Source organism: Commensalibacter sp. M0133 (assembly GCF_016101485.1).
Taxonomy (GTDB): Bacteria; Pseudomonadota; Alphaproteobacteria; order Acetobacterales; family Acetobacteraceae; genus Commensalibacter; species Commensalibacter melissae.
Map to the genome: position 1 here is coordinate 76,853 of NZ_JACFQI010000001.1, position 18,225 is coordinate 95,077.

General features: G+C 35.6%; 20 protein-coding genes and 1 other RNA gene. 11 read left to right on the plus strand and 10 right to left on the minus strand.

The window, feature by feature from the left end; translation table 11 throughout:
• Window positions 1-28: 28 nt before the first annotated feature.
• On the plus strand, window positions 29-766 hold the full coding sequence (locus H3T46_RS00345; protein ID WP_155569083.1) for a fasciclin domain-containing protein: 738 nt from the start codon (window positions 29-31) through the stop codon (window positions 764-766).
• 507 nt (window positions 767-1,273) lie between these two features.
• On the opposite strand, the gene thiE is transcribed toward H3T46_RS00345, so the two are convergent.
• Window positions 1,274-1,909 carry a thiamine phosphate synthase gene (gene thiE / locus H3T46_RS00350; RefSeq protein WP_110438819.1) on the minus strand — a complete coding sequence of 212 codons (636 nt, stop codon included), beginning with the start codon at window positions 1,907-1,909 and terminating at the stop codon, window positions 1,274-1,276.
• Window positions 1,910-2,030: 121 nt separating this feature from the next.
• Between thiE and H3T46_RS08995 the strand changes: the two genes are divergently transcribed.
• Together H3T46_RS08995 and H3T46_RS00360 are read left to right on the plus strand one after the other, a co-directional pair.
• On the plus strand, window positions 2,031-2,405 hold the full coding sequence (locus H3T46_RS08995) for a GtrA family protein (protein WP_196424105.1): 375 nt from the start codon (window positions 2,031-2,033) through the stop codon (window positions 2,403-2,405).
• Between the two features lie 66 nt (window positions 2,406-2,471).
• Window positions 2,472-3,428 (plus strand): glycosyltransferase family 2 protein, encoded by a 957-nt coding sequence (locus H3T46_RS00360; RefSeq protein WP_198197096.1) that lies wholly within the window; start codon window positions 2,472-2,474, stop codon window positions 3,426-3,428.
• A gap of 73 nt (window positions 3,429-3,501) precedes the next feature.
• On the opposite strand, the gene H3T46_RS00365 is transcribed toward H3T46_RS00360, so the two are convergent.
• Together H3T46_RS00365 and H3T46_RS00370 are read right to left on the minus strand one after the other, a co-directional pair.
• The gene (locus H3T46_RS00365) at window positions 3,502-4,416 is read right to left on the minus strand and encodes a class I fructose-bisphosphate aldolase (protein ID WP_198197097.1); all 915 of its coding nucleotides are present in this window, start codon (window positions 4,414-4,416) and stop codon (window positions 3,502-3,504) included.
• 112 nt (window positions 4,417-4,528) lie between these two features.
• Complete coding sequence (locus H3T46_RS00370) at window positions 4,529-4,978, minus strand: hypothetical protein (RefSeq protein ID WP_198197098.1); 450 nt, start codon at window positions 4,976-4,978, stop codon at window positions 4,529-4,531.
• A 97-nt stretch (window positions 4,979-5,075) separates the two neighbouring features.
• Between H3T46_RS00370 and H3T46_RS00375 the strand changes: the two genes are divergently transcribed.
• The 5 genes from H3T46_RS00375 to H3T46_RS00395 all read left to right on the plus strand — a co-directional run bounded on the left by H3T46_RS00375 (window position 5,076) and on the right by H3T46_RS00395 (window position 7,311).
• The gene (locus H3T46_RS00375; RefSeq protein WP_198197099.1) at window positions 5,076-5,351 is read left to right on the plus strand and encodes a hypothetical protein; all 276 of its coding nucleotides are present in this window, start codon (window positions 5,076-5,078) and stop codon (window positions 5,349-5,351) included.
• A gap of 39 nt (window positions 5,352-5,390) precedes the next feature.
• The gene (locus tag H3T46_RS00380) at window positions 5,391-5,732 is read left to right on the plus strand and encodes a cell division protein ZapA (protein ID WP_122124259.1); all 342 of its coding nucleotides are present in this window, start codon (window positions 5,391-5,393) and stop codon (window positions 5,730-5,732) included.
• Between the two features lie 8 nt (window positions 5,733-5,740).
• A non-coding RNA gene (ssrS, locus tag H3T46_RS00385) (6S RNA) lies at window positions 5,741-5,897 on the plus strand.
• A gap of 20 nt (window positions 5,898-5,917) precedes the next feature.
• The gene (locus tag H3T46_RS00390) at window positions 5,918-6,490 is read left to right on the plus strand and encodes a 5-formyltetrahydrofolate cyclo-ligase (RefSeq protein ID WP_155567947.1); all 573 of its coding nucleotides are present in this window, start codon (window positions 5,918-5,920) and stop codon (window positions 6,488-6,490) included.
• A 2-nt stretch (window positions 6,491-6,492) separates the two neighbouring features.
• Window positions 6,493-7,311, plus strand: a complete 819-nt coding sequence (locus tag H3T46_RS00395) for a TIGR00282 family metallophosphoesterase (protein ID WP_198197100.1) — start codon at window positions 6,493-6,495, stop codon at window positions 7,309-7,311.
• 13 nt (window positions 7,312-7,324) lie between these two features.
• Here the strand turns inward: H3T46_RS00395 and H3T46_RS00400 are convergent, their stop codons facing one another.
• On the minus strand, window positions 7,325-8,581 hold the full coding sequence (locus H3T46_RS00400; protein ID WP_198197101.1) for an energy transducer TonB: 1,257 nt from the start codon (window positions 8,579-8,581) through the stop codon (window positions 7,325-7,327).
• 150 nt (window positions 8,582-8,731) lie between these two features.
• Between H3T46_RS00400 and H3T46_RS00405 the strand changes: the two genes are divergently transcribed.
• On the plus strand, window positions 8,732-9,400 hold the full coding sequence (locus H3T46_RS00405) for a DNA-3-methyladenine glycosylase (protein ID WP_155580247.1): 669 nt from the start codon (window positions 8,732-8,734) through the stop codon (window positions 9,398-9,400).
• A gap of 2 nt (window positions 9,401-9,402) precedes the next feature.
• Here H3T46_RS00405 and H3T46_RS00410 read toward each other — a convergent pair whose 3' ends face one another.
• Window positions 9,403-10,419, minus strand: a complete 1,017-nt coding sequence (locus H3T46_RS00410) for an NAD(P)H-quinone oxidoreductase (RefSeq protein ID WP_232349959.1) — start codon at window positions 10,417-10,419, stop codon at window positions 9,403-9,405.
• A gap of 156 nt (window positions 10,420-10,575) precedes the next feature.
• Here H3T46_RS00410 and ruvX point away from each other — a divergent pair, with 156 nt between their 5' ends.
• Window positions 10,576-11,043 carry a Holliday junction resolvase RuvX gene (gene ruvX / locus H3T46_RS00415; RefSeq protein ID WP_110438828.1) on the plus strand — a complete coding sequence of 156 codons (468 nt, stop codon included), beginning with the start codon at window positions 10,576-10,578 and terminating at the stop codon, window positions 11,041-11,043.
• On the opposite strand, the gene H3T46_RS00420 is transcribed toward ruvX, so the two are convergent.
• Complete coding sequence (locus H3T46_RS00420; protein WP_198197102.1) at window positions 11,029-11,406, minus strand: hypothetical protein; 378 nt, start codon at window positions 11,404-11,406, stop codon at window positions 11,029-11,031. The two genes, ruvX and H3T46_RS00420, sit on opposite strands and share 15 nt — an antisense overlap.
• Before the next feature lie 315 nt (window positions 11,407-11,721).
• Between H3T46_RS00420 and H3T46_RS00425 the strand changes: the two genes are divergently transcribed.
• Complete coding sequence (locus tag H3T46_RS00425) at window positions 11,722-13,359, plus strand: chloride channel protein (RefSeq protein ID WP_198197103.1); 1,638 nt, start codon at window positions 11,722-11,724, stop codon at window positions 13,357-13,359.
• 77 nt (window positions 13,360-13,436) lie between these two features.
• On the opposite strand, the gene H3T46_RS00430 is transcribed toward H3T46_RS00425, so the two are convergent.
• The 4 genes from H3T46_RS00430 to H3T46_RS00445 all read right to left on the minus strand — a co-directional run bounded on the left by H3T46_RS00430 (window position 13,437) and on the right by H3T46_RS00445 (window position 18,198).
• The gene (locus H3T46_RS00430) at window positions 13,437-14,102 is read right to left on the minus strand and encodes a transaldolase family protein (RefSeq protein WP_122123392.1); all 666 of its coding nucleotides are present in this window, start codon (window positions 14,100-14,102) and stop codon (window positions 13,437-13,439) included.
• A gap of 357 nt (window positions 14,103-14,459) precedes the next feature.
• Window positions 14,460-15,905 (minus strand): type I glutamate--ammonia ligase, encoded by a 1,446-nt coding sequence (gene glnA / locus H3T46_RS00435; protein WP_155566629.1) that lies wholly within the window; start codon window positions 15,903-15,905, stop codon window positions 14,460-14,462.
• Between the two features lie 145 nt (window positions 15,906-16,050).
• The gene (locus tag H3T46_RS00440; protein ID WP_198184983.1) at window positions 16,051-16,389 is read right to left on the minus strand and encodes a P-II family nitrogen regulator; all 339 of its coding nucleotides are present in this window, start codon (window positions 16,387-16,389) and stop codon (window positions 16,051-16,053) included.
• Window positions 16,390-16,680: 291 nt separating this feature from the next.
• Window positions 16,681-18,198: a hypothetical protein gene (locus H3T46_RS00445; protein ID WP_198197104.1), complete on the minus strand. Its 1,518-nt coding sequence runs from the start codon at window positions 18,196-18,198 to the stop codon at window positions 16,681-16,683.
• Between the last annotated feature and the right edge of the window lie 27 nt (window positions 18,199-18,225).

The following is an 18,225-nucleotide window of genomic DNA, read 5'->3' on the forward strand; positions in this document are numbered from 1 at the left end:
AAGAATTTAATATAAGGATTTTGACAGGATGAGACATTTAAACGTTGGTAATTGGGCTGATAAAAATTATTTAAAAAAAATTTCAATTCGAATTTGTGGTTTTATAGGACTACTCTCATTAGTTAATTGTTCCAATAGTGGTGTCCCCGAGCATGAACGAGAATGTCAATGGCATGGAAGCCCATCCTGGTATTGCCGTCATACTGCCAAAGTTGATACATATTATACGAAAGGGAGCACAAAACTTTATTTTATTCCTTCTTACAATAATGTTAAAGAATTTCCAGTGCCCAATATGCCTGTTTATGCTGACGAATCATTGGATCAAACAGTAAGAGCCTCTATCGTGTTGGCGGATTATACGGCGGCATTGCGGAAAACAGGTCTGTTATCGATTATTGAACGTCGGGGTCCCTATACGCTTTTTGCAGTACCAAATGCACCAATGGAAAAGCCTAAATTTTTTGTGAATGGTTCATTAATGGACGTTCAGAATGAATCTTATTTGAAAAGATTGATGGGGTATACAATAGTGTTTGGAAGTTATTCACCTGAATATCTTAAAAAACTGGTATTGCAACATAATGGAACTTACACTCTAACAACCTATTATAATGATCCATTATATATTTCCTTGGACGATACCAAACAGCAATTGATAGTTAAAAACAAGGTTGGAGAAAGAAATAAAATCTGGGTAAATGGCATTCCCCAGGCCAATGGTTTCATATATGTGACTCAAGATTTACTGAATGTTGTTCCATAACTGGAATAAATTTTGTAAATCGCAATAAAAGAGATGAAAGTCATTTCAAAATATAGGTTCGTATTATTTTTCTTATATAGTTTTCTATATTTCTATCCCTTTCATTGCGTGGGCATACCAGAATCAAATCGATCGTGATATACGTTAAAAAATTAAACAGATAATACATAATATTCGTTTAATCATTTTTGCTAAAAAACAGCAATTGATCAAGTTTCAGCATTGTATTTAGCAGTTCATAATTATGATTTGAGAAATGATTTGATTCGTATTGGATATTCTTCCTCTTAAAAAACTGAATGTTGCTTATGTCGGTATTATTAGAAAAAAACAACGATTTTTTTAGTAACGCATATGTACCTATAGATGGATACAAGGTTATCGATTCCGGTTTTGAAGCCTATAGTAAAAACAAACCTAGTATTATTGTTTTAAGAATTTTTTTTTAGTTAATAATTTTATCCAAGATAATTGCAGATTTATTATTATTACTAATTATAGGAATGGTTATTCTTGCTCAGCCTCATTTATAGATTTTAACATTTCTTTGATTCCTTGGGCTGGACCTTCAGCATGTCCCCATACAGCATTTATAACAGCAAGAAAATCTGCGCCAGCCTTTACAAGGGGTTTGCAATTTTCAGGTGTAATGCCACCAATTGCAACTACAGGAAGTTCCATTAATTCTGACCACCATTTTAAGAGTTCAACAGGAGTGCGAATTTCTGTATTTTTGGTTGGTGAAGGAAAAAAGGCGCCATAGGCAATATAATCAGCGCCGCTTTCACCAGCTTGCATTGCCAAGTCTTTACTGTCGTAACAGGAAACACCTAATTGTAAATGATCCCCAACAATTTGTCGGGCTTGTTGGATAGGCATATCTTCCATACCTATATGAACACCGTCACATTCAAATTTTTTTGCCAGATCTGGACGGTCATTAAGTATAAAAGCAATATCACGTTCCTGAACGACAGGTTTAAGAATTTCAATTGCTTGGCATATTTCAAGGTCCGTGACGTTTTTTAAGCGAAGTTGAACAGCTGCAATAGGTCCGGCTTCAAGGGCTTCAACGAGTAAGGGTTTAAATTTTTCTGGATTAAGTTGGGGTGGTGTTAATAGGTATAACTGGCAATTAGACATTATCTTGTTAATTCGATATTGGATTGTTTTTGATAAAAAGATAGGTTAGAACCTGTTTAATAAAAAGATATAGATATGTATAGAGAATAAATAATGTTCCATTTCTGTTTTAATGAAAATAATGTTGGTCACTTTTACTAAATATGTCGTTGTTGGAATAGCGAATACCCTATTAACTTTAGGTATTAGTTTTATTCTTATATATTTTAAAGTCAATTTGTATTTGGCTAATATTATTGGATATATTTTTGGATTTATTTTAAGTTTTATTTTAAATTCATTATTTACTTTTTCAGTACAATTGACTGTTTTAAGGTTTTCAAAATTTTTTATAACTTTTTTACTTTGTTATTTTTTAAACCTCTTAGGGATGAAAATATTCTTAGATTTTATTTTGATCTCTTCTAATTTAAAAGCCTATTTTGCCCAATTGATTGGAATGGTCGTTTATACTTTGAATAGTTTTTTTATTAATAAATTCTGGGTCATGAAATAAATAATACATTGATGTTATTGTATGAGAATGGAAGATAAAAGGGATTTTTATAAAGCGGGGTGAAATATGGACAAAGAAACAATTCCCTCATTAGCTCTGATCGTGCCTTGTTATAACGAATCGGAGATATTTAAACATAGTTTAAATATTTTAAAAAACTTTCTCAATTGCCTGGTTGAAGAAAAAAAAATCAGGGAAAATAGCTATATTCTTTTTATTGATGATGGAAGTGAAGATGATAGTTGGCAGCAAATTATACTGGCTTCACGTGAATTATCCTGTGTAAGAGGAATAAAATTATCCAGAAATTGTGGGCATCAAGTTGCACTGATAGCGGGTTTATCTTCGGTTGATACGGACATATGTATCAGTATCGATGCAGATTTGCAGGATGATATACAATGTATAGACAAAATGGTTGAAAAATATAAACAGGGATTTGAAATTGTTTATGGCGTCAGAAAGGATCGTTCCACGGATACTGTTTTTAAAAGAGGAACCGCAATTTTATTTTATCAATTAATGGAAAAAATGGGGGTTGAACAAATTGCCAACCATGCGGATTATCGTCTGTTAAGTTATCGTGCTTTGCAGAGTCTGCTGAAATTCAAAGAACGTAATATATATATACGTGGTTTGATACCTTTACTTGGTTACAAACAAGCCAGGGTCTATTACACAAGAAGTGAACGTCTGGCGGGTGAATCAAAATATCCATTGAAGAAGATGTTGGGACTTGCACTAGAAGGGATCACCTCTTTTTCAATAATACCTTTGAGAATAATTTGTTTTATTGGATTTATAACTTGTTTTATTTCACTAATTGCAATTGGCTATATATTGACTGAAAAAATGATGGGCTATGTTGTTCAGGGTTGGGCTTCTGTTCTTATATCAATCTTTTTTTTAGGTGGAGTGCAACTTTTTTCTTTGGGAATTATAGGTGAATATATCGGAAAAATTTATATGGAAGTAAAAAAGCGTCCCAAATTTTTTATTGAAGATACTATAATGAAGGAATAATAAATTATTAATTAAAAAAAAGCGTTTTAATTATGTAATAAAACGCCTTTATATTATATGCAAACTATAGTTATTATTTTTTAAAGATATCAACAAGTTTATTTAAAATTTCTAAGGCTTCATGACGTGGGCGCTGAAAGACATTACGTCCAATTATAGCTCCGTTTGCACCGCCATCTTTTAGTGATTGATATGTTTCTAAAAGATTTTTTTCCGAAGTATGGGTTCCGCCTGAAAAAATAACCAATCGACGTCCGGCAAAAGCGGATTGCATGATATGTTCAGTGCGTTTGATTAAACTGGAAATGTCAATTTTTTCTTTTTCATACACTTTTTTGGCTTCAGGCAAATGTAGATGAGCCGTGGGTGGCTTAATTTTAATAATATGTGCACCCATTTGAGCGGCAATATGTGCGGCATAGGCACAGACATCAATGGCTGTTTCACCATCTTTATCCAGTGAGGGGCCGCGTGGATAACTCCAAATGACTGAAATTAATCCAACGGATTTTGCTTCCTCAATAATTTCCTGAAGATTTCTCATCTGATCATAAAAATAATCACTTGCGGGATATATTGTATATCCGATACCGACACAACCTAAACGGAGAGCTTCCTTAACTGAACCTGTTATTCCTTGATTTTTTGCATTGTTCAGGCAATTTGCATTGTTAAGTTTAAGAATGGTTGGAATTTGATGGGCATAGATGCCGGCCCCACATTCCAACGCTCCCAATGGAGCAGCATAAGCGTTTAATCCTGCGTCAATGGCAAGTTCATAATGATAATGAGGATCATAGGCCGCTGGATTGACAGCGAATGATCTTGCTGGTCCATGTTCTACCCCTTGATCAACAGGGAGAATAATAAGTTTGCCTGTTCCCGATAGTTTACCGTGCATTAACAACCGTGCAAGATTACGTTTTGTTACCGGGCTATCACTTTCGTAATTATTAAGAATATGTTTAATTTGAGGGGTTAGTTTCATTGTTAGACCTAAAAACAAATCATTAGAGAAGTGGAAAATTATAATATTCTTTTCCAGAAAGGATAGTAAAATTAAGTTTATGTGATTTTTTGTAATATGAAATAGTCATTACTTAGAAGTAAGAGAATCTTAATTCGGTCAAGTCAAAACTTTCTGAACGTTTGGTTAAAATAGTCGCTTGAAGTGAGTCCGCACGATTTTTGAGGAGGTCAAACTGTTTTGATTTTGAATTAAAGAGTATTTTTTTTTGGCCAAGTCTCAAAGCCGCCAATGCCAATCCGGCATTATCGTAGCAATCTAGTGCGTCATCAGTTGGATTTGAAAAAAGTTGTTTGCCAAATTTTATAAGTTGCATCCACCAGCGTACACCCATATAAGCAACAGCATTCTGGGGAGAGATGAAAGTTATAGGGCGGTAATTATTTTTAATATGTGAAGTAATAAAGTAAAATTGGGATAAATGATTGACGGTAAAAAAATATGCATTTGTATCAGTAGTGTATTTATTAAATGAGAAAATTATATTTTTTTGTGATATAAAAGTGAATTTATGGGCTTGCATTTTGGATAAGTGTCTTTTTTTTAAGTATTTAATCGATAATTACCTTTAAAAAATAAAAAGGTTTTTATTATTTGGATATCATATAAGGTGTAATAACATGGAAACGCATGAAGTCATTAGTACAATTGAATCTGATAATAAAAACAATTCAGAAAAAATAAATATATTGTCTATAAACAGTACTGAGGAGGGAAATAATCAGGATTCATCAGATAAAAAGCTTGAAAAGGCGTTTGATAAAATAGAATTTTTTTTAGACAAAAAATTATCTTCACCTGATTTTATAAATTCAAATAAAAATGTGGATAAAATTTTAGCAAATTTAGACATTTTAATTACCCAGGTAAAAGATGTATTATTAAAAGTGGATTAGTTGGAAAATAAAATTAACAAGATCGTTAGAGATGAAAGAATGGCGCAAGTAACAATTTCCATTAATGGTTTTAATTATACAGTTGGATGTGAGGACGGGCAGGAAGGTCATTTACAGGCAATGGCCAATATTGTTGAACAACATATAGATATGATAAGAAAGATAGGGGGCCAGAGTGGTGAGGGACGCTTGTTGGCTCTGGCAAGCCTGATTATGGCGGATAAGCTTCATGATATAACTAATCAATTGAATGCATTGGAAAAAAAACAAAACGAGCATGAGATTGAGGTTTTAAGAAACAAGAACCGTGAATTGCAAGAACAATTAAAATATTTCTCCGAACGGGCGGAGACTATTGCAGACAGGATTGAAATAGCCTAAATATATAATGGAGGCTGCCTAGTTCGTTAGAAAGTTCATCTCCTGGGCCGATAATTTCTTCCAAGGGAGCTGGCGCTGACGTAATCGTGGTTTCGTTATTCTGGCACCCACCTGTATTTGCAGGTCCGGAAGAGCTGACAGTTCGACGGCTATGGCGGCTTCTTTATTTTTATTAAAAGACATAGATGCAAAATATTTCAAATCAAAAAAAAATGCTGCGACAAAAAATGCGGCAATTGAGAATTGAAAATCAAATTTTACAGCAAAAAAAAAACAAACAGTTAAATCGAAATATTGTTCAGTATATTCATAAAAAACATTTTCGTAGTCAGAAAGTTGCGTTTTTTTGGCCTCTTGAATTTGAAGCGGACATACGGGATAGTTTGCACGAATTATATCGGCAGGGATATCGTATTCTATTACCCGAAACGCCACCGGTGGGATTGGCCTTGCAGTTTCACTTATGGTATCCGGAAGCGCAGTTGAGGCCTGGACGGTATAAAACTTTATATCCAGATACGGAAATCATGCACCCCCAGATAATTATGCTACCCTTACTGGCATTTGACCGGAAGGGTAACCGATTGGGTTATGGTGGAGGGTATTATGATAGAACATTGGCTGTTTATCCGACGGTTAAAACCGCTGGTATTGCTTTTTCCTATCAAGAGGTATCAACCGTACCGGTTGAAAAATTTGATTGTTCTTTACAAACGATCATTACTGAAACAGAAATTATTTACAGTCAGAAGGATTAAAGGTGCGTATTGCTTTTCTAGGGGATATAGTAGGTCGTAGTGGTCGAGAAGCCGTTATAAAAGAATTGCCCATGTTAAGATCTAAACTAAGTTTGGATCAGGTTATTGTAAATGCAGAAAATGCCAGTCATGGATTTGGGTTGTCTCCTATTATCGCACAGGATCTTTTCAGGGCGGGTGTCGATGTTATTACCTTGGGTAATCACAGTTGGGATCGTAAAGACCTGATTACCTATATCGCACAGGATCCACGTATAGTCAGACCTATTAACTATCCCATCGGGACTCCGGGGCAGGGTTATCATATCTCCTTTACAAAGAATGAAAAAAAAATATTGGTTATCAATGCAATGGGTCGTCTATATATGGATCCGCTTGATGATCCTTTTAAAATGATTGAAACTCTTTTGATATCCTATCGGTTGGGTGAAACAGTAGATGCTGTATTGATAGATATACATGCCGAGGCTTCAAGTGAGAAAATGTCTCTTGGATATTATCTGGATGGAAAAGTTTCTGCGGTTATAGGAACGCATACGCATGTTCCTACAGCTGATTATCGGATTTTGCCGTTGGGTACTGCCTATCAAACGGATGCGGGTATGTGTGGGGATTATAACAGTGTCATCGGTATGCAGAAAGAAGCGGCCATTAACCGTTTTGTTACAAAAATGCCTGGATATCGTTTTCAGCCAGCCGAAGGATTAGCCACTATTTGCGGATTATTCATTGAAACAGATGATGCAACGGGATTGGCAAAACGTACGTTTCCCATTCGTTTCCAGGGTGAGCTGGACACATTTTTGCCTGATATAAAATAAAACAGAATACAACTCATTGCCGCAATAAAATATAATTGATTTTTAAATCCATATCAAAATGATCTGGAAGATCCGGAGGGATTTTGGGTAGTTGTGCATTTCTGAACATTCCAAGGATTGCCGCATCCAGAGCGTCAGAACCTGAGGAGTTGGTAAGATTTATTGAGAGAACCTGTCCATCCCGGCTGATAACGACATGAACGGAAGGACTGCCATCTTCTCCTTTACGAATAGCATCAGGTGGATAATACATATGTTGTTGGATCCAGGCTGCAATTAAATCACTGTAATCGGAACTTACCCCTTTAATGGTAAATTTATCTGCATATGGAGTATTGATTTTACCATTTTTGACTAGAGGACCAGTGGACATATTAATGGCTGAACGTGACCCCTGGGGTCTTATTTTTGCCATTCTGCGATGAGAAGCGTTGGGATTTTCATTAAAATCCAGGTTTGTCAGGTTTTCAAAAGGTGATTGAGATCTTACGGGATGAGCAGTTTTTCTTTTGATCCGTGGGGGAATATTTTTATAAAAATATTTATGTTCTTGATTTAAATTGATTTTCCTGTTTTTGTGTCTCGATTTTTCTTTTTTGGATGGTATTGGTTCCGCATCGGGTTGTGGAACTGTTATTCTGTTTTCAGATGGGTTTTCATCCGGTTTTGGAACTAAGGCTATTTTTGGAGGTACAGGAAGCGAATCAGGAATGGGAGGGGGAGAAATCGCCTTGCTTGGGGCTGGTTCCCCATTATATCCTTCACCTTTTAATCCTGATTGTCCTGTTGATCGAGGTAGAAAAACGACATCTACTGGTTTACCCTGACTACTATTTCCATATGGATTGGTATTTTTGTGATTTATATAGAGGCTTCCCACAAAAATAAGAAGTACAATAATTCCATGAAAAAAAAGGGAAGTGGTAAAATCTAAAAAAAAAGGATGTTTTTTTGATTGGTTAGGAACATGAAGACAGGAATTTTTATCTATTGAATAGTGTAAAAATCGACCTGTTATAATTTTCTCAAGTTTATTGTCAATATTATCAAAAAGTCTAAAATTGCTATTGAAAGGTTCTTTGCGAAGAAGTTTGAAGCCTTTCAATAAATGGTTATAATTTTTAGGGCGATCCAGCAGGAAAGGTTTTAAATGGCATACCGATTGATGATGAATTACTGATCGATCTGATTTTTGAACCAAATTCCAATATAAATGACGTTTGCCTTTTCGTCTGCCAGATATTGGGGAAGGGTGTCTACCAATGTTCATTCGACTGTAATTTTCTTCGGATGGAATGTTTATTGACTAAAACTTTATCTATTTAACATAATGTAATCTAAAAAAGAATAAATCTTCGATTAAAATAATAATTAATATTATTTCTATATATTATCGTGTCATTAAACTGGATATGAGATAATGACTATTTTAATGATCAAATCATCATCTGACATTGAACAGGGAATGCGGTTTCTTGAAAAAACAGATCAAGATCTGGCAAAAATTATTGATAAAGAAGGACCCTGTCGATTGAAAATCGATAGGAAAACGCCTTATGATGCCTTATTACAGGCCATAGCGGGGCAGCAATTGCACGCAAATGCAGCGAACGCTATTTTAAACAGGTTGAAATTGGCTAATTCGGGAGCTTTGCCAGATCCTGGAGCTTTGTTAAAATTAAGGCCGGATCAATTACGAGAGTGCGGCTTTTCATTTCGCAAGATCGATTCCCTATACGCTCTGGCCATGGCTACCCTGGATGGTATTGTTCCAGGCTATGAAGAGGCTTTAACTTTATCAGATCAAGATCTTATTGACCGTATAACCGTTCTGCCGGGAATTGGATGCTGGACGGTTGAAATGCTTTTAGTTTTTACACTTGGTCGTATGGATATCATGCCCAAAGATGATTTTGGAATTAGGGAAGGCTGGCGTATTTGTAAAAATCTTGCACTGCAGCCTAAACCCAAACAACTGGAAATTGCCACCAGGATATGGAGTCCATTCAGGACAATCGGGGCATGGTATTTATGGCGAGCTGTTGAGCAATCAAAACCTTTGAATAAACGTAACCCTTTAACATTATAAAGTTAATCAGAAAATTGTGATAGATCCAGAACAATTTTTCCGATATGCTTATTGCTTTCCATCAATTGATGCGCCTTTCTGACTTGTTCAAATGGAAAAATTTTGAAAACTTGAGGTTCAATAATTCCGGTATCTAAAAGTGGCCATACATGTTTATGTAAAGCGCGCGCGATTTTTCCCTTAAATTTTGTATCACGAGGTCTTAAAGTGCTGCCTGTAACAGTAACACGCTTCATGGCGATCAATCCCAGATTCACATTTTCCGCCTTTATACCTCCTTGGAATGATATGATAACCAAACGTCCTTCTTCACTGAGAGATTTAATATTATCACTGAAATAAGAAGCGCCCATAATATCTAAAATCAGATTAACACCTTGTTTATTCGTAAGCGATTTGATTTTTTCATAAAAATTATCTTTTTTGTAATTTATAAAGTCAGTTGCGCCCAATTTTTTACAAAAACTCCCTTTCTCTTCAGTGCCAACAGTCGTATAAATGGTTGCTCCAAAAGTTTTGGCTAATTGAATTGCGGTAGTGCCTATTCCGCCACTGCCGCCATGGATCAGAAGGGAATCATTCGGTTTCAGATTGCCGATTGCAAAAAGGTTTGTCCAAACTGTAAAAAAAGTTTCAGGTAAAGCCGCCGCTTTTATAGCGTTATATTGTTTGGGCCATGGAAGACACTGTACGTAGGGAACAGAACAGTATTGTGCATATCCACCACCATTTGTTAATGCACAAACTTTGTCTCCGATGGAAAAATGGGAATTTGACGGGGATGAAACAATTTCTCCTGCTATTTCTAAACCCAAATGTGGATTTGCATTTTTGGGAGGCGGATAATTGCCCTGTCTTTGAACGATGTCAGGACGATTGATACCGGCAGCTTCAACCTTTATTAAAACTTCATTTCTTCTTGGTACGGGGATGGGAATACTGGATAATTTCAAAACGTCTGGATTACCCGGTTGATCAAAGATTACCGCTTGCATCATAGAGGGAAGAGAAATGGACATATATTAATGCTTTCATGAATAAGGAGTAATTACAGTTTATTTGACCATAAAAAGGAATATTTTATAATAAAATGTAATTTACATGGAAAAGATAGATGAAACTCTGTAGATTTATCTTTTCAATTCACCCTTATATTTCTCTAACATATTGATTACATGCTTTATAACAGTTTATCTGATTTAGTGGCCGGTTTACCCAGACATTATCGTTTATTGGGAATAGATCCTGGTAAAAAACAAATTGGGTTAGCCTTATCCGATATAACCCTGATGCTTGCTTCCCCTTTTTCTGTTGTAAAAAGAGGGAAACTATCAGTTTTTGCTCAGTACTTGAAAGAATTATCTATAAAAGAAGAAGTTGGGGGTCTTGTTTGCGGATTACCTTTGTCGCTGGATGGTGACTTTGGGCCTGCAGCACAAGCAGCTAAAGATTGGATTATGGCTGTTTCTAATATGAGTGGTCTTCCGGCCTGTCTGTGGGATGAACGGTTGTCTTCCAGCGCAGTTAACCGCTTTTTGATTAATGAAGCGGATTTAAGCAGGAAAAAAAGGGATGAAATTGTAGATAAAATGGCTGCGAGTTATATATTACAAGCCGCTCTTGATACTTTAAAACCCAAGTGAATTATCTTTTGTTGCAGAAGTGGCGCCCAATGCATTGAGATATGATCGATAGATATCAAGCCTTTTTTTTGATTCTTGAATTTCGGCTTGGGGTAGGGGCTTTGTTTTGTCATATCTTGATCGAAGGTTTATTATTGATTGATAAGCCTCATAACGATACCGTTTGAGCCGTTCAAATGAGGCTGGATCGGCTTTACCATAAAAATTGTGCATATAACGCTCATTCAAGTTAACTATGTTTTTATATTCATTTTGGACATGCTCGAGAATTGATTGCTGTTTTTTGGATGCACATGCAAATAAAAAAGGAAAGCAGATGAAAAAAATGAAATATTTAACATATCGTTTTGGCGTTTGTGTCATATCAAATTAATTCTTTATGAAATATAGCCGATTAAAAAATGGATCAATCATCAATACAAGATGTATATCTATAATTATACTAGGCATGAATGATCAAGATGAAAATAGTTATAAATAAAAATCAATTGTTCGTTCATTATAATATATTCGTATAATAAAAAATTTTCCTTTAAATGACAAATAATGATGATTAACGCAAATAACCCATATTTAAAACAAGTTAAGCGATTAATATTCAAGCAAAATGTATATTTTTTTATTCTTGCGTTTTGCAGTGGCCTCATTGGGGCAATTTCAGTTCAGCTATTAAATATTATGTCCCTTACTCTCCACAAATTCTTATTTCATTTGGATGGAAATGGTCATTTGTCGGGATTAAGTTACGTTAACCCATGGTATTGTATATGTATTCCCATGATCGGAGCGATAGGTTTATTCCTTGTCCGTTATTATATAGGTCAATTTTTCAGTGCAAAAATTGCAGATATAATTGAAGCAAATGCATTATACGGTGGTAAGCTTTCTGTCAAAGACAGTTTTTATTTAACGCTGCAGACCCTTTTGTCCAATGGGTTCGGTATTTCCTTGGGATTGGAATCTGCATATACACAGGTTAGTGCCGCAGCAGCATCCAAAATCGGACGCTTCTTTAAAATTAGACAGAATAAATTGAGGATACTTGTTGGCTGTGGAGCGGCAGGAGCCATCGGTGCAGCCTTTAACTCGATTTTAGGAGGGGCTTTTTATGGATTTGAAATTGTTTTAGCCTCATATAATTTTATAAATTTCCCCTATATCATGATTGCTGCAATGTCTGGATATATAATGATTCATTGTTTGGGTGGTGCAGGACCCGTTTTTCATATTGTTCCGGATTCTATCCATTATATTGATTATGGAATTGTATGTATTTTCTCACTGATTTGCGCAATAATTGCCATTATGGTCATGTATGGTGCGACACGTATTGAAATTTATATAAATCAGTTGAGAATTCCGAAAATTTATGGACTGGTTGCTGGAGCCCTGATGGTGGGAGGGATGGGTATCCTGACCCCTGCTGTATTGGGATCTGGTCATGGTTTTCTTTGGGTTGTCTTGGATCATGGTATTGCCTTTAAATTGGCAGTTTTTATTTTGTTTTTAAAGGCAATCGCCTCATCCGTTTCCCTGGGAGTGGGATTTAGGGGAGGATTGTTTTTTGCTTCAATGATGCTTGGTGGAACAGCGGGAATTGTTTATGGCAATATTGTATTATATCTAGGGATTCATACATTTTCCCCTCTTGTATATGCGGCAATAGGGATGGCGGTCATGTCGGCGAGTATTATTGGCGGTCCCTTAAGCATGATGTTTTTATCTCTTGATATGACGCAAAGTTATTCTATGACAAGTGTGATTATTTTAGCTGTTATTGTGGCTATCGTTACAGTGAGAAAAATATTTGGATATTCCTTTGCAACCTGGCGTTTCCATTTAAGTGGAAAAAAAATTCGCTCAGCTTTGGATATCAGTGGATTGACGAGAACGACCGCACAGACATTGATGAAACCTGTTGATTTTACGCTTGATTATAATTTACCTCTTAATCAGGTTATACATTCGCTGCAATTTCATCATAAAGAGTTATTAATATTAAAGAATGAGGAGAATGAATATGCAGGATTGGTCGAATTAAAAGATATATTTGAGAATTTGGTTCATTATCAAGAACAAATCGGGGAACTTGCAATCAGAAAAAATCGGGTTTTGACCCCGGGTATGAATATCAAAGAAATGATGGATGGTTTTGATGACATACATGAATGCCCATGGCTAATTGTTGTGCGTGGAACCGACAATTATGAAATAATGGGTATTGTAAATGAGGATGATGTTCTGAATCGATATAATGAAATTCTTGAAAGACAGATAAAAGATCTGACAGGAATGAAATTATATAGAGAGCTATAATAATGATATAAGGCACTCAATAAAGTGCCTTATAAATGAAAATTGTGTCAGATCAATGAAATAGAAAGTTATTTGTACTAGTCAAGTGTGTGACGGTTAAAAGCCTTGAACCATTGGTTGCCAAATTCAGTTACAGCGGCAAGAACTGCTGGATCAGCAATGAAAAGATCAAAAATGCTTGGTGGCAGGGTAATACCAGCAGATCCGATCATCATGCATTCTAAAGCCTGACGGGGGCTTTTGAAGCTTGCATTAACGATTTCAACATCTGGTTTGTGTTGGGAAATCAAGTTTTGCAATTCTTTAACGGTTTCGGGGCCATTTCCACCTTGTGCATCAATTCTGCTGACATAAGGGGAAAGATATTTGGCACCTGCCAAAGCCGCCATAAATCCTTGAGCGGCACCATAGATTGAAGTTCCCAGGGTTGGGATGCCTTCCTTGGTTAATTCTTTGATGGCAACCAGACCGTTAGGGGTTACAGGAACCTTAACAATAAGGTTTTCTACACGAGAGGTCAGTGTATGAGCGTCTTTGATCATACCTTCTACAGTTGGAGAGATAACTTGAGCAAGCAACATTCCCTTTCCACCCATTGCATCACGGATGGCTGGTAACAAATCGAAAACGGACTTGCCACTTGCTGCAACAATACCGGGATTGGTTGTAACACCATCAACAGGTACCATCGCACAAATTCTTTTAATGTCTTCTACATCAGCTGTATCAAGTAAAAATTTCATATTTTATACACCTTTTTAGAATTATTTAAATGATTTAAATTCATTATATGATAAATAATATGTGAACATTAATAATGCTAGTGTAAAAAATGATTTTTGTTAAGTTTTTTGATAAAAAAATCAATTTTTTGTGATATTTATTTGATTCAATTTATAATTGAACAGTTTTAGGGCTCTAATTGGTAATAAAATTACAAAAATTGATAGAATCAGTTATTATTTTTAAATTGTGATTTTATTTAAATTTTTAAAATAATAATTTTTTAATTGACATTTAAAAATTTAATAGTTCGTTTTTTTTATATCCTTGCTGTAGGAATGACTGATTAAAGATCAGCAAGGATATTTATTTAAATTTTAGACTGAGTAATACATATCAAATTCGACAGGGTGAGGCGTGTGTTCGAAGCGATATACTTCTTCCCATTTGATTTTGCAATAACTGTCAATCTGGTCCTGAGTAAATACATTTCCCGCCAATAGGAAATCATGATCAGCTGCAAGAGCTTCCAATGCTTCACGTAAAGAGCCACATACGGTTGGAATTTCTTTAAGTTCTTCAGGAGGTAGATCGTAAAGATCCTTGTCCATTGCATCACCAGGATGAATTTTGTTTTTGATGCCGTCAATTCCAGCCATTAGCATTGCCGCAAATGCGAGATATGGGTTTGCTGTTGGATCGGGGAAACGGATTTCAACACGTTTTGCTTTAGGACTGGTCACATATGGAATGCGACAGGAGGCGGAACGGTTGCGAGCCGAATAGGCTAACAAGACAGGAGCCTCAAATCCTGGAATCAATCTTTTGTATGAATTGGTGGATGGATTTGTAAAAGCGTTTAACGCTTTTGCATGTTTAATAATTCCACCAATATAATACAGGGCTTGATCTGAAAGGTCGGCATAGCCATTTCCTGCAAAATTTGGAGTGTTGTTTTTCCAGATAGATTGATGGACATGCATACCAGTGCCATTATCACCATAAATTGGTTTTGGCATGAATGTTGCAGTTTTGCCATATGAATTTGCAACATTATGAACGCAGTATTTATAGATCTGCATAAAATCAGCGGAACGTACTAGGGTGGCAAAAGCCACTCCCAATTCGTGTTGAGACTGGGCAACCTCATGATGATGTTTTTCGATAGGCAATCCCATCTCACCCATCGTGCTAAGCATTTCTGCACGCAAGTCATTTTCCGTATCAACAGGTGGAACAGGAAAGTAGCCTCCCTTCACCCGAGGACGATGTCCCATGTTTCCTTCGGGATAATCTTTTAGGTTTGCATCAGGGCCTTCTATACTATCGAGTTGATAGATACCATAATTGGAACCGACACCGAATTTGACATTATCGAAAATGAAGAATTCTGCTTCTGGCCCAAAATAAGCCGTATCGCCAATTCCTGTTGATTTTAGGTATTGTTCAGCCAGTTTCGCAGTGGAACGAGGATCACGATTGTAAGCGGTTCCCGTTGCAGGATCAATGATATCACAAATAAGAATAAGCTGGGGTTTTGCCGTAAATGGATCCATAACTGCTGTAAATGGATCAGGCATTAAAATCATGTCACTTTCATTAATCGCCTTCCATCCGGCGATGGAAGAACCGTCAAACATAATGCCATCCTCAAAAATATCAGGCTCTATGGTTGATACATATTGTGTGGTATGATGCCATTTTCCCCGTGGATCCGTAAAACGGAAATCAACAAATTCTACAGAATTTTCCTGAAGCAGATCCATAATTTTGGCAATAGCCTCTTCTTTGGAAGCTGAAGAAGAAATCAATTGGTCGGCCATGTACTATTAGTCCTTATTATATGATAGAAATTTATGCATTCAAAAACGTAACAGTGTCATCCATAAAGATAATATTTTTCTTCCCATATGGTTATAACTCTCAAAGGGATACTTCATTTTGTCAAAATGAAAAAGATAAAATTGATTATAAAGCTTCAACCCCACTTTCACCTGTACGAATGCGAATGGCATTTTCCACAGGAATAACAAAAATCTTTCCATCACCGATTCGGCCAGTTCTTGCTGTATTGAGGATGATTTCAATTGCACGTTCGACGATATCCGCACTACAGACAAATTCGATTTTAACCTTGGGCAAAAAATCAACGACATATTCAGCACCACGATAAAGTTCGGTATGGCCTTTTTGGCGGCCGAACCCTTTTACTTCTGTTACCGTAATTCCTTGAAGGCCAATCTCTTGAAGCGCTTCTTTAACCTCATCGAGTTTAAAAGGCTTAATAATGGCTTCGATTTTTTTTATCATCTTGTTTCTCTATATTCATCAAATAAAAATTATATAGCGATAATACTGTTACTGTTTACGATAACAATATTAAAGAATGTTTGGAAAGTTCTGTCCAGTGTAAAGATATAGAGAATTTTTAACAATGAATAGAACAATTTAATAAAAAATGTCTATTATTTAAACATTATGCCTATTTTTTATATTATTTATTTAAAATTGCTATAAAATAGACAATGATTTGTAGGGTTTATGTAATTTTTTTGCCTAAATTTTTATCATAAAAAATTTTAATTCATAAATTGCAAATTATTGTTTTTTATAAATTAAAGGCGTTTTTCCTACATCTGTTCGATATATCATGGAAGATTCTTTTTCAACAAAATGAATATTGAATTGGCATTTATGTTTCAATTTTTCAAAAAAGGAATGTGATAGAGTGTTTTTTTTATCAGATTCAATCAATGATCGTATCATTATATCGCAAATTTTGTCTTTATGTTTATCATATTGATTCTTCATTTCATAAAGATTTGAAACCGCAATTATTAAATTTAAGGTTTCAGAATTTTGGTTTATTTGGAATTGAAATTCCTCAGCAATTTTGTTGAAGCTAAAAATGGAATCAATCTCCAGTTTCTTAGATAATAATGTCAGGAAATGTGGAACATAAAATTGATGATTTATCAAAGAGATAAAATCGTCACTGCGGCCTACATATTCAAACTGTATCGAATTGAGAAATCGACTGGTATAATTTGGACGCCTTATGACGCGATCCCCTAATCTATAACGCAAGACAGGGGCTTCATTTGCAAATAATCTTGTGACGACAAGATCTCCTTCTTCGTTTTCTTGAACCCATTTACCGTTTTTATCGACAATTTCTATCAGATGTAAACCGGGAACAGCTGTTAGAATTGAACTTTCCGGATTGAGTTGTAAACCTATAGTTTCGGCCTGTGTGGCAGCAAAAAAACTCAATATGATTAAATTCTGATAGATATCTTTTAGATCAGATTTAATTTTTTCTGGAAGACATCCACTGCCATATAGAGCTATTCTCAAACTATCCTTTTGTTGATCATTTAATTCACTTGCATAAGGAACGAGCATGGCGATGTCGCGGACAATGCCCATGAAACCTTTTTGTCCCGGATTTTGCATAATACGCTGATAAATTTTAGCGGACATGGGTCCGATACCAAGATAATTAACATTTGGAATTTCTTGTAAAACTCCACCAACCATGGTTCCGCTGCTCCATAATTGACTGTCAGAGAGAGTGGTGCCAATCCATTTGGCCTGTTGTTCTTCCATATAACGTGAAATAATATGTTTTCCGATAAAATTTCCTGCCCATCTGTAAGTATCCCTTAATTCTTTTTTTGAAAATACGATTTCGGAAGATCTTCCTGAGGCGGTACCTCCACTGTTGGCAATTTGAAAATTACCATTTTCGATCGGGACAATCATACCTGGACGTTTGCCAGAAAATAAATCTGTATAAATTTCTTTATCAGTAAGCGGAATGGCGGAGAAGGTTTCAAAATCGTTTAATTTTTCCTTGCCAATCGCTTGATCAATACGTTCTTTCCAAATAGGGTTGACTCGACATATCTCGATCAGCTGTTTTAACCTTTTAAGGATAAATTCGTTCTGTATTTCAAATGGAATTGCATCAAAATAAGTTTCCGTTAACCGTTCAAAATAGCGAATGGTTGATAAAAACGTTGGAAATTGAGCAATATTTTGGATTGATTGTGGATTAAACAAAAAATCAGGAAAAACAGTTTTCAGTAATTCCTTGTTTGGATGGATATGCAAGATAGGGACTCCTTGGGTAAATATGGG